The following is a 12,454-nucleotide window of genomic DNA, read 5'->3' on the forward strand; positions in this document are numbered from 1 at the left end:
AAACAAAAACAGGCAGCCGTTTTCCATGCGGGCCTGCAGCCTCTGCCCTGGCCTGCCTTATACGGAGAGCACTCACTGATGAAACTACCTACGCTGGATCAATTTCTTGAGCATATCCGGGCGCGCGACCCCAATCAGCCCGAATTCATGCAGGCCGTCAAAGAAGTCATGAACAGCCTATGGCCGTTCATTGAAAAGAATCCGCGCTACGCCGATCAAGGCCTGCTGTATCGCCTGGTCGAGCCCGAGCGCGCGATCCAGTTCAGAATTTCATGGGTCGACGACAAGGGTCATGTACAGGTCAACCGCGGTTTCCGTATCCAGCACAGTTCGGCTATCGGCCCTTTCAAGGGTGGGATGCGGTTTCATCCTTCAGTAAATCTGTCCATCCTCAAATTCCTGGCTTTCGAACAGACCTTCAAAAACGCGCTGACCACGCTTCCCATGGGCGGCGGCAAAGGAGGATCGGATTTCGACCCCAAGGGCAAGTCCGATGCCGAAGTCATGCGCTTCTGCCAGGCGCTCATTCTTGAACTCTACCGTCACCTGGGGCCCGATACCGACGTACCCGCCGGCGATATGGGTGTCGGCGGGCGCGAGGTCGGCTTTATGGCCGGCATGATGAAAAAACTGTCGAACTCGGCAGCCAGCGTCTTTACCGGCAAAGGCATTGCCTTCGGCGGCAGCCTGATCCGCCCCGAAGCCACCGGCTATGGCACCGTGTACTTTGCCGAGGAAATGCTCAAGCGCGCGAACCAATCCATCGAAGGCCTGACCGTATCCGTATCGGGCTCGGGCAATGTTGCGCAATATGCCATTGAAAAATGCATGCAGCTCGGCGCCAAGGTCGTTACTGTCTCGGATTCGCATGGCGCGGTCGTCGATCCGGCCGGATTCACTCCCGAAAAATTGGCTGCGCTGATCGAACTCAAGAATGAAAAACGCGGTCGGGTCGAAACCTACGCCAAGCAGTTCAAACTCGCCTACGAAACCGGCAAGCGGCCCTGGCATGTTCCCGTCGACGTTGCGCTGCCTTGCGCCACACAAAACGAGCTGGAACTCGACGACGCCAAAACTCTTATCAAGAATGGCGTACGCTGCATCGCCGAAGGGGCCAATATGCCCACCAGCCTTGACGCCGTCGATGCCTTCATCCATGCCCGCGTCCTGTACGCCCCGGGCAAGGCCAGCAACGCTGGCGGCGTTGCTGTGTCTGGCCTGGAAATGAGCCAGAATGCGCAGCGCCTTCACTGGACACGCGAAGAAGTCGATAACAAACTGCATGCCATCATGCGCAGTATCCACGAGAACTGCGTCAAGCATGGTCTGCAGGACAACTACGTCAATTACGTCAATGGCGCCAATATTGCCGGCTTCGTCAAGGTTGCCGACGCCATGCTGCAACAGGGCGTTTACTGATAGCCTGTTTTTCCCCTGGGCTACTTGGCGCCAGGGGATTTTTTCGGCTCGTCGGCAGCAGGAATTTTTACGTGGGCAAGCTCTTTTATCTGAGGGTCGCTCCAGTTTCCCCTGACCTGATACTGCACCGTCATCGCCTTGGCCAAGGGCCCGCGCAATAACCATTGCGTCAGGAAGGCACCGATACCCACAATGGGATTAATGGCGATCCCGGCCGCGACGGCGGCTCCGCTGACGTCCAGATTCGGCACGACCACGGCTTGCAAATCGAGTTTTTCATTAGTCAGATTGACATTGCCGCCAATAACGATCGTGCCGGCAGGACCCGTGACACGGTAGTTGTCGGTTGTCATGACACCCCGATCCACTTTTATCGTTCCACGCAAATTGTCGTACGGAAAGCCATCCTTGAGCAGACTGCCGGGACTGAACTTGAACGTAGCCAGACGTTGTATCGACTGCAGGGAAAGCAACTCGAGCAAACGAGCCGATTTCGAATTGATATTGCTGAAGCGCCCTTTTTTCAGGCTGAAATCCAGGTTACCGCTCAAATCGGACTTTTCATATGTCCAGGGCAGATTACGCCACTCTATCTGGCCTTTGACCGAACCCGCTCCTCCCGACATGACATTCTTGAAACCGAGCTGATTGAAATACGCTCCCAAATCCGTGGTATTGACGACGGCGTCCAGCGTCAGGCCGCGCTGCGGCCCCTTCAGACGCCATGCCCCGGAGCCCGTCAACTGAGTCGAGGCGCCTTTCAGGCTCAGCGTGTCGAGACGCCATAGCTCGCCCCGCGACTGATTCACCCCCACCAGCGACAGCTGGCCGAACTCGTGGCCATACATGCTGAATGCCCGCACCTGCAAATCGATGGCAGGTATGTCCAGAGTATCGTCCGGCGCGGTCTCTTTGTCGTCCGGCGAAGCGGCGTCCGTGTCGCTGCCGCTATCGGCCCGGCCCAGCGCCAGGCGATCGAATTTCGCATTGATCCGACCGGCTACCTTGCCCTGTGCCTCGCGCCAGAACATAGTCCCGGCAGTCTGCGACGAGCTCACGTCGACCCGCCATTGCATGGGCTCGGGTTGCCGCGCCGTGAAAGTGGCCTGATCCAGATCAAGACCTCGGAAATGCACTGTTTTCGCCTGCAGGCGCAATTGATGCACATCGGGCAGCAAGGGGCGTTCGCGTCGGGCGCCAGCGTTCGGCAAGCCGACCGAAAATTCATCGACAATCTGCTTCCAGAGACCGGCATCGATCTCGGGATACTGCACATCGACATTCATTCCCGCGGGCAGCATGGCCGGCTTTTGATTCACCCCCGCCACGCCGGCGTAAAAGTAAGAGGCCGTCTTGATTTTCGTGGAGTGCAACAACGTTGCACTGATATCGGGACCCAGGCTCAGGCTCAGGTCCGTATCGCCGCCTGGCTTGTCGCGAGCCCAGCTCAAGTGCAAAGGCAGGGTTTGGTTCGATGTCTTGCCCAGGGGCGGCGGAAAATCCATCCCCAGTCCCACCAATGTGGAATCAAGCGTAACCGCCAGCGCCTTGGAGTGAGGACGATGCACCACGGCCCGATAGGGAATCTGCCCTTGCAAGCGTTTCAGGCCTGCAACGCCCCCATATTCGGTCAGCGCCTTGGCCGAGATACTGCCATGAATCTGCAGACCCTTTTGCGCTCCTCCGATTCCCCCGCTGGCGGCGAGCGGCCCCCCAAGAAACTCGCCTTTGACATTTTCAGCCTTGATTTCCGTATCGGAAAAATCCAGAGAACCCGCCAGGCGCTTGAACGGCGGCATTTCGGGCATCAGGGTCAAAGTGCCGCCACCAAAGCGGATAGTTCCGTGCACCGTAGTTTCCCGGCTGTGCAATAAGGGAATCTTCAGGGAAAGCGGCACTTCCCAGTTATCCTGGGCCTGGGCATCGTCGAAATCGCCATTGAGCATCTCTCCCAAAGGGGAATGGTGCATCAGTGCCAGGTATGCGGACGCAGGGGCAACAGTTTCACCCTCGATGCTTAAAATCGAGTTGTTCTCGATGTTCGGAATACGCGCCTCAAGTCCGTGCAAGCTTATTTTTTGGCCCTTCACAGGTAACATCGAGGCCTGATCCGCAGTCAGCCGCAGGTCGGCTCGGTGCAGCCGCACTGTGCCAACCATGTCGGCCAGTTGCGGCCAGCCCAGTTTTTTTCCTTCAGGGGGCAAATAATCGATACTCCCGCCTGTGTAGCGGCCCTGGACATCGAAATCCCCTTGTTCGGGATGATCCTCGAAGGGGAAAAACTCCAGGTCTCCTTTGAGCAATAGTTGCGCATCGTGAATCTGGCCTCCAGTCAAACCCTTGGCCATCCATTCGCGCGCGTCCAGATTGACGGTATTGGGCAAGTACTGGTCAATGGCGGCGATCGCGGCACGTTTGAAGGTTCCGTGGATATCGGCCACACCGGCCGCTCCCGTCCCACCCTCCTGCCAACTTCCCTGCAAGCGCGCATCCATGTCGTGGTTGAGTAGATCGACCTGATCGAACGCGGCGCGCATGGCCTGATTGTCCTGGCGGCTGATGGCGCCACGAGCCGCGATACGTTCAAAGTTCAGGGGATATTGGAAGACATCCGCGGCGTGTACAGCCAAGGCGTGCGTCTCGAAGCGGAACTGGACCGCCGTTTCCGGCCCTGGTTGGGGGCTGGCCGCCGCGGCAGAAGCATCCGCTCGAGGGCCTGCCGCATCGGCCGGCATATTCGGTGCGACCGGAGGTGAAAAAATCCGCTCAAAACCGCCCCAGGGCCCCGCCAGGTATAGCCGGGCCATATCGGCTTGCACGCTGGCGTCGGGACCCATTGTCCAACGCCCGTGCTTGACTGTCACATCCGAGGTAAAACGATCCAGGCGCCCATGCTGGATGCCCAGCCAAGCCTGTGCCGAGACTTCGCCGGACTGGAGATTTTGCGGCAAGTCGAACCAGGGTTTCCAGCCCAGCGGCAGCATTTCGCCTACTTTCATGTAAAGCTGCCCGGACCAGGGAGAGGGTGTCGGGCCTGTGCGGGCCGGATGCTCGAACTCGCCCCGGATGTCCAGCGAAGCCCCCAAAGACTCGGGAGGCGTGGCCACCAGCGAAAATCGATGTTCGGGCGCCTGATTATGAATCTTCAGCGTGACATGCTTCAACACCAAAGGGCCCGCATCGCGCCGCTCGTCGATCCAGCGTAAAGTGGAATCCCGCAGGACGATCTGGCGCTGAGTGGTCAGCCAGCGAATAGCCGCTCCGTCGGCATCAGGCGCCTGATTGTCGGACGCATCCAGCCCGAACGAATAGCCCAACGCCCAGATCTGCTGCTGTCGATCGCGGCGCACACTGAGGTCAAGGCCAAGCGCCTCGATATTTACAAACTGCGGCGACCAGTGCAAAAGACTGCGCCAACTGAGTTCGGCTCGCACTTGCGGCAGGCGCAGCAGGCGATGCTGCTGAGCATCGACAAAATTGACGCCACGCAACTGCAGAGACAGATTCGGGCCATTCCAGTCTGCCGCGACATGGTCCAGAGTGACCTGAGCATCCAGAGCATTCGACAATTCCTGGCTTATGTAAGGACGCCACTGGTCGATATGGGGCAGCACCCAATAACGTACTCCCAGCAATAGCGCGGCCAACAAAAAATAGGCCACTAAAGCCACTCGGCCTATAAAACGGACAAAACCTGAAATTTGACGCACGGAATGAAATTAGCCAGAACAAGAAGAATTGCAGTATCTTGCGAGTCTTATACCTGAAATTACGATTGCCGTCCTCACTATTTGTAAACTCCATGCCCGAACTTAAACTATTGGAACCAGCCTTGCTCTGGTCAGGAGCCTTGCGCCGCAAAACCGGGGCCAACGCCGCTTTCAAGCAGTGGCTGTGCCAGGCTGCCCAGCATCCGGTCACACGCCAATCGATTCAAACCTGGTTTACCGAATTCGTTCCACCCAGGCCGGAAAGCTCCCCGGCCCTGCCCGAAGTGCGCCGGGCCCTGCGCCAACTGCGGGAGCGGGTTTTCTTTACCCTGATGGTGCGGGACATCAACGGCGAGGCTCCCTTGGCCGAAGTCGTGGCGGCGATGTCGGCGCTGGCCGATCTGGCCATTGCGCAATCCTATCAATGCGTGGCCGCCGAGCTGGCCCAAACCCACGGTATTCCCACAGACCCCGGCACGGGCCTGCCGCAAGAAATGCTGATCGTAGGCATGGGCAAGCTCGGCGGCAAAGAACTGAATGTGTCGTCCGATATCGATCTGATCATGCTGTACGGCGAAGAAGGCGAAACCACCGGGCGGCGCAAGATCAGCTATCACGAATTTTACGGCCGGCTTACCCAGCGCATGATGCCGGTCCTGTCCGACATCGATGCGCATGGTCAGGTATTTCGCACCGATCTGCGCCTGCGCCCCGATGGCGACTCGGGGCCGCTGGCCTGGAGCCTGGATGCTTTTGAAAACTACCTGTTCACCCAAGGCAGGGAATGGGAACGCTATGCCTGGCTAAAGGGCCGGATCATTCCCTGCCAGGCCTTTCCCTCCAGCGACACATCAAAGCAAGTAGCGCAGTTCGAATCCTTGCGTACGCCTTTTGTCTATCGCAAGTATTTCGATTTCGACTCCCTGGCGTCCCTGAGGGCCTTGCGCGAACGCATACGCCAGGACTGGCAACGGCGGGCCATGGCGCGCAACGGAATCGATACCACCCACAATATCAAGCTGGGCGACGGCGGAATACGTGAAATCGAATTCGTAGTGCAACTGACCCAGTTGATCCGCGGCGGACGCATGCCGTCCTTGCAGCAGCGCGGTCTGATAACCGCCTTACACCGGCAAAAAGATGCGGGCATCATTTCATCCGACGATGCCGAACAACTGGAAACGGCCTATGTTTTCCTGCGTCGCACCGAACATCTTCTGCAATACCGCGAAGACGAGCAGACCCATTTATTGCCCAGCGATCCGGCTCTGCGCATGGGACTGGCGCACGCCATGGGTCTGAGCCCGGAAATTTTCGAATCCACCCTCGCCGCCCATCGCACCTTTGTCACCCAGCTATTTTGCAACGCCTTCCGGATTGCCGGTGTAGGTGAAGACGAAGCCAAGGGCTCGCCCGGCAAGCCGGGCGTTGCACACTGCGCCAGCCTCGGCGAACATATACAGACCCAGCTGGGCGGCCAAAACGATATTCTGGACCAGCGAGTCGAAGCCCTGCTGGACAGCCACCGGATACGCAGCCTGCCGGGCACCAGCCGCAAGCGGGTCGAAGCGCTGCTGCCGGCGGCCATCAGCGCGGCGGCAAAAACCGCCAATCCCCAGCAAACCGCAATCCGGCTGTTCGACCTCATTGAGCAAATAGCACAGCGCAGCGCCTATTTGGCGCTGCTGGCCGAGTACCCCGAAACCTTGGCGCGCGTCGCACGCATCGTAGCCGCCAGCCCCTGGGCATCTCAATATCTCAGTCAATACCCCTTGCTGCTCGACAGCCTGATCGAATGGCGCTCCCTGCTTGCGCCACCCGATTTTGGCCAGATCGCCCAACAACTCCGCACCGATCTCGATGCTTGCCTTTTGCCCAATGGCCGGGCCGATGTCGAGCAGCAAATGAACCTCATGCGCGACGTCCAGCGCCAAGTGAGCTTCCAGCTTCTGGCGCAGGACCTGGAGGGCGTGCTGAGCGTGGAAAAACTGGCGGATCAGCTCTCGGCCCTGGCCGACATGCTGCTGGCCGAAACGATTTTCCGCGTCTGGCCGCTCGTGCAGTCCAAGGGCAATGCGGCAGGCGATTTGCCCCCCCCCAAGTTTGCCGTCATTGCCTATGGCAAGCTGGGCGGCAAGGAAATTGGCTACGCCTCCGATCTGGATCTCGTTTTCATATACGACGATACACGCGAAGACGCGATGGAAATTTATGCCAAGCTGGGACGGCGCATGACATCGTGGCTGTCAACCATGACATCCTCGGGGCGCCTTTATGAAGTCGACCTGCGGCTGCGACCCGACGGCGACGCGGGCCTGCTGGCCGTATCGCTGGACGCCTTTGCCCAATATCAGCTTAACCATGCCTGGGCCTGGGAGCATCAAGCCTTGACCCGGGCACGCTATGCCGTAGGCGACTCTTCCGTGGGCAATAAATTCGAGGAAATCCGCAACCAGGTTCTGCTGCTGCCCCGCGACCCGCAAGCACTCAAGCAAGAAGTTCAGGCCATGCGGCAAAAAATCGGCTCCGGCCACCCCAACCCGTCTGCCGATTTCGACTTGAAACACGATCGGGGCGGTATGGTCGATATCGAGTTCGTCACGCAATACCTGGTGTTGTGCCACGCATCCAGGCATCCGGTTCTGCTCCGCAATCTGGGCAATATCACACTTCTGCGCCTGGCTTCGGAAGCCAGCCTGATAGACGCGGAAATCGCAACCGGAGCGGCTGACGCCTATCGCCTGTTCCGCAAGGTGCAGCACGAACTGCGTCTGCAAGGCGCGGAAAAAGCCCGTGTGCCGCAGAATCAAATGACTGCCGAGCGCGCAGTGGTGCATCAGCTTTGGAATACCGTCATTGGGGATTAAAATACACGTCTTGCCTAACTGAATACGGCACGCTTCGCCACGCGTGCCCGCATGCCATGACTGACATTCAACGCCCCAAGCTCGTACTGCCCGACAACCGCCGCAAGGTGTTGCTGCATTCGTGCTGCGCTCCCTGTTCTGGCGAAGTCATGGAAGCCATATCCGCCTCGGGCATCGATTATTCGATTTATTTCTACAACCCGAATATTCATCCCGATCGCGAATACGAAATCCGCAAAAACGAAAACATCCGTTTTGCCGAGCAGCACGGCATCGAATTTATCGATGCCGACTACGACAGGGACAACTGGTTCGAACGCGTCAAAGGCCTGGAAAACGAACCCGAACGCGGCCAACGCTGCACAGCCTGCTTCGATATGCGTTTCGAACGCACCGCCCTGTATGCGCACGAACACGGCTTCGACACAATCAGCAGTTCACTGGGCATTTCGCGCTGGAAGGATATGAACCAAATAAACGGCTGCGGCGAACGGGCCGCGGCGCGCTACCCCGAGCTGATCTACTGGACCTACAATTGGCGTAAAGGCGGCGGTTCGGCCCGCATGATCGAAATCAGCAAACGCGAAGAGTTCTACCAGCAAGAATACTGCGGTTGCGTATATTCTCTGCGAGACACCAACCGGCACCGGCGTGCCCAGGGACGCGAACGCGTCAAGATCGGCATCAAGTTCTACGGCAAGGACGAGATCGAACTCAACCCTCCGCCATCGGTCGGCGACAAGCCGGCGCAAGGCTAAAAACCCGGTTTTGCAAGAGCGTAAAACCGGCGTGGCCAACAGGCGGGCGGCCCTTGTGGCCGCCCGCGCTGCTATTGCAGGGTCCGCGAAAACACGAACTTGTCGTTTTTCCAGTCCACCGGCACCACATCCCTGGGGCCGAACTTGCCTTCCAGTATCAGGCGCGCAATCGGGTTTTCGATGTGCTGCTGAATGGCGCGCTTGAGCGGCCGGGCGCCGAACACCGGATCGAAACCTGCGCGAGCCAGTTGAGCCAGGGCCGCATCGGATACCTCGAGCCGCATTTCCTGCGTCGCCATGCGCTGAGCCAGGCGGCGCAATTGGATCCGTGCAATCGCCTCGATGTGCCTGGATTCCAGTGCATGAAACACCACGACTTCGTCGATACGATTCAAAAACTCCGGACGGAACGACTCCTTAAGCCCATCCCAGATAACTTCCTTGATCACGTCGTAAGGCTGGCCGATCATGTTCTGTATATGCTGCGAACCCAAATTGGAGGTCATCACGATAACCGTATTGCGGAAATCAACAGTACGCCCCTGGCCGTCGGTCAGGCGCCCGTCATCCAGCACCTGCAGCAGCACGTTGAAAACATCGGGATGCGCCTTTTCGATCTCGTCGAGCAAAATGACGCTGTACGGTTTGCGGCGCACAGCCTCGGTCAGATAACCGCCCTCTTCATAGCCCACATAACCCGGCGGCGCACCGATCAGGCGGGCCACGGAATGCTTTTCCATGAATTCGCTCATGTCGATACGGATCAAATGATCGTCGGAATCGAACAGGAAGTTGGCCAAAGCCTTGGTAAGCTCGGTTTTGCCCACGCCGGTAGGGCCCAGGAACAGAAAGGAGCCAGAGGGACGGCCCGGGTCGGACAAGCCGGCCCGGGAACGACGGATTGCGTCGGCAACCAGACTGACGGCCTCGTCCTGCCCCACTACCCGCTGATGCAGGAAATCTTCGATGCCAAGCAATTTGGTACGCTCACCCTGCATCATTTTGGCAACCGGTATTCCGGTTGCCCGGGCCACGACCTCGGCGATTTCCTCGGCACCCACTTCGGTACGCAACAGACGCGGGTGTTCGGGATCGGAAACCGCCTGATGGCCGGCCTCGGCCGCCTTCAGACGCCCCTCGAGCTCAGGCAATTTGCCATATTGCAGCTCGGCCAGCTTGTCGAATTGGCCTTTGCGTTGCAGGTCGGCCATCTCGGCTCGCGTGCGTTCGATTTCTTCCTTGACCGACTGCGAACCCTGCACCGCCGCTTTTTCGGCCTTCCAGATTTCCTCGTAATCGTTGTACTCGCGCTGATGCTTTTCGAGCTCGTCTTCGATTACCTTGAGGCGCCGCAAGGAACCTTCGTCGGACTCCTTTTTTACCGCTTCACGTTCGATTTTCAGCTGAATGATACGCCGGTCCAGCTTGTCCATGACCTCGGGCTTGGAATCGATTTCCATGCGTATGCGAGCAGCCGCCTCGTCGATGAGATCGATAGCCTTGTCAGGCAGAAACCGGTCGGTAATATAGCGGTTCGACAACTCAGCCGCGGCTACGATGGCCGGGTCTGTGATGGCTACACCGTGATGCAGCTCGTAGCGTTCCTGCAAGCCGCGCAGAATGGCAATCGTCGATTCGACATCGGGCTCGTTGACGAGCACTTTCTGGAAACGGCGCTCCAGGGCGGCATCTTTCTCTATGTACTTGCGATACTCGTCGAGAGTCGTGGCGCCTATGCAATGCAGCTCGCCGCGCGACAAGGCGGGCTTGAGCATATTGCCCGCGTCCATGGCGCCCTCGGCCTTTCCGGCCCCCACCATGGTGTGCAACTCATCGATGAAAACAATGGTGCCCCCGGCATCTTGAGAAAGCTCTTTCAGCACCGATTTCAGGCGTTCTTCGAATTCTCCGCGAAATTTGGCGCCAGCCAGCAAAGCCGCCATGTCCAGCGACAGTACGCGCTTTCCTTTAAGAGTCTCAGGCACCTCGTTGTTGATGATGCGCTGAGCCAGGCCTTCGACAATCGCAGTTTTGCCAACCCCCGGTTCGCCAATCAGGACCGGGTTGTTTTTGGTGCGACGCTGCAGGATCTGTATGGTCCGGCGAATTTCGTCATCGCGCCCAATCACCGGATCGAGCTTGCCCTGCCGCGCGCGCTCGGTTAAATCAAGCGTGTATTTGGACAAGGCTTCGCGATTCGACTCGCCTTCGGAGTCGGACACCGAAGCGCCGCCGCGCACCGCATCGATAGCGGTTTCAAGCGCCTTGCGCTGCAGGCCGGCTTCGCGCAGTATGCGCCCCGCTTCGCCTTTATCGTCGGCCAGCGCCAGAAGAAAAAGCTCGCTGGCGATATAAGTATCGCCGCGATTGGACGCCTCTTTATCGGTGCGTGCCAGTACTGCCTGCAGATCGCGGCCAACCTGGATATTGCCTTCGGAGCCCCGCACTTGCGGCAAGGCCTCGATGGCCGCATTGACGGCCGGAACTATCCGATTGACGGCAACACCGGCCCGCGCAAGCAGCCCGCCCGCGCCGCTTTCCGGATCGGCCAGCAACGCGGCCAGCACATGTACGGGTTCTATATAGGGATTATCATGCTTGATGGACAGGCTTTGCGCGTCGGAAATCGCCTGCTGAAATTTGGTCGTCAGTTTGTCGAATCGCATAATCGTTTCGCTTGATCAAAGGGGAAGAGCCGTGCTCGAATAATGATTATGTGCGGCCAGCCAGCCAGTTTTCAAGATACAAACATGCCGCCATGCAGCAATATGACCGCGATCCTTTCACTTTACTCGCTCTGTACCCCAAAGCCTACCCTATTGTTTACACACCGTTTAAACTGTTAAGCTAATAGCACTCTTTTATGGCACCCGGGAGACAAACCATGCGTGGCGTAATTAAAAAATGGGGTAACAGTGCAGCGGTGCGCTTGCCATCGTCGATGATGAAAACACTCAAACTCGACCTGGAAGACGTCATCAATATCAGCGTCGAGCATGGCAATATCGTGATCGAGCCCATACGCACCGAAGAATACGTGCTTAGCCAATTATTGGGCGGAATCAAAGCCAAGAACATACACGCCGAAATCGATTTTGGCGCCGCATAATAATTCGACGAGGCCCACCATGAGCAAACGCTATATCCCCACGGCCGGCGATATCATCTGGCTGCATTTCGATGTGCCCAAAGGCTCAACCGGCCCCGGCTACAAGCCCGCGGTCGTGCTCAGTCCTCTTGCCTACAACAAAAAAACTGGGCTAATGATATGTTGCCCCATTACCCCGACTATCAAGGGCTATCCGTTCGAAGTCCTGATCGACGCCGAACAGCGCATCGCCGCCCTGTCCGATCAAATCAAAAGCCTGGATTGGGCAAGCAGCAAAATCAGCCACCAGGGACGCATCAGCTCATCCGAACTGGCCGAGATCCGCGCAAAGCTGCAAGCACTCATTTTTAAAGGGTAAACAGCAGCCTCGCCGGATTCCCGCGGGCGCCTCCCTCGGTCCTCAATGCTGCAAAGCAACAAACCACCTAATCGTATTGAATTACCGCCTGCTTGATGCCAGGCAGGCGGCGGTCGCGCACGAACGCTTTCCGTGTTTCCGGTCAAATCCTGCAAAGTTTTGCGCAGGTATGCGAAAAGGTAGAGAAAGCCATTACATATTGATACGTTTTTTATAGGCAATTCTGCAACATG

At 58.0% G+C, this 12,454-nt stretch carries 7 protein-coding genes; 5 read left to right on the plus strand and 2 right to left on the minus strand.

What is annotated here, in order from left to right:
• Window positions 1–78: 78 nt before the first annotated feature.
• Window positions 79–1,419: an NADP-specific glutamate dehydrogenase gene (gdhA, locus tag LSG25_RS04335; protein WP_232743485.1), complete on the plus strand. Its 1,341-nt coding sequence runs from the start codon at window positions 79–81 to the stop codon at window positions 1,417–1,419.
• 20 nt (window positions 1,420–1,439) lie between these two features.
• Here the strand turns inward: gdhA and LSG25_RS04340 are convergent, their stop codons facing one another.
• The gene (locus LSG25_RS04340) at window positions 1,440–5,081 is read right to left on the minus strand and encodes a YhdP family protein (RefSeq protein ID WP_232743486.1); all 3,642 of its coding nucleotides are present in this window, start codon (window positions 5,079–5,081) and stop codon (window positions 1,440–1,442) included.
• Window positions 5,082–5,221: 140 nt separating this feature from the next.
• Between LSG25_RS04340 and glnE the strand changes: the two genes are divergently transcribed.
• Entirely contained in the window at window positions 5,222–7,996 is a 2,775-nt protein-coding gene (gene glnE, locus LSG25_RS04345) for a bifunctional [glutamate--ammonia ligase]-adenylyl-L-tyrosine phosphorylase/[glutamate--ammonia-ligase] adenylyltransferase (protein WP_232743487.1), read from the plus strand.
• Window positions 7,997–8,052: 56 nt separating this feature from the next.
• Window positions 8,053–8,754 carry an epoxyqueuosine reductase QueH gene (locus LSG25_RS04350; protein ID WP_232743488.1) on the plus strand — a complete coding sequence of 234 codons (702 nt, stop codon included), beginning with the start codon at window positions 8,053–8,055 and terminating at the stop codon, window positions 8,752–8,754.
• A gap of 71 nt (window positions 8,755–8,825) precedes the next feature.
• Here LSG25_RS04350 and clpB read toward each other — a convergent pair whose 3' ends face one another.
• The gene (gene clpB, locus LSG25_RS04355) at window positions 8,826–11,420 is read right to left on the minus strand and encodes an ATP-dependent chaperone ClpB (protein WP_232743489.1); all 2,595 of its coding nucleotides are present in this window, start codon (window positions 11,418–11,420) and stop codon (window positions 8,826–8,828) included.
• 218 nt (window positions 11,421–11,638) lie between these two features.
• Here clpB and LSG25_RS04360 point away from each other — a divergent pair, with 218 nt between their 5' ends.
• Together LSG25_RS04360 and mazF are read left to right on the plus strand one after the other, a co-directional pair.
• Window positions 11,639–11,863 carry an AbrB/MazE/SpoVT family DNA-binding domain-containing protein gene (locus tag LSG25_RS04360; protein WP_232743490.1) on the plus strand — a complete coding sequence of 75 codons (225 nt, stop codon included), beginning with the start codon at window positions 11,639–11,641 and terminating at the stop codon, window positions 11,861–11,863.
• A gap of 19 nt (window positions 11,864–11,882) precedes the next feature.
• Entirely contained in the window at window positions 11,883–12,221 is a 339-nt protein-coding gene (mazF, locus tag LSG25_RS04365) for an endoribonuclease MazF (protein WP_232743491.1), read from the plus strand.
• Window positions 12,222–12,454 lie beyond the last annotated feature (233 nt).

It is taken from the genome of Paralcaligenes sp. KSB-10 (assembly GCF_021266465.1).
Lineage (GTDB): Bacteria > Pseudomonadota > Gammaproteobacteria > Burkholderiales > Burkholderiaceae_B.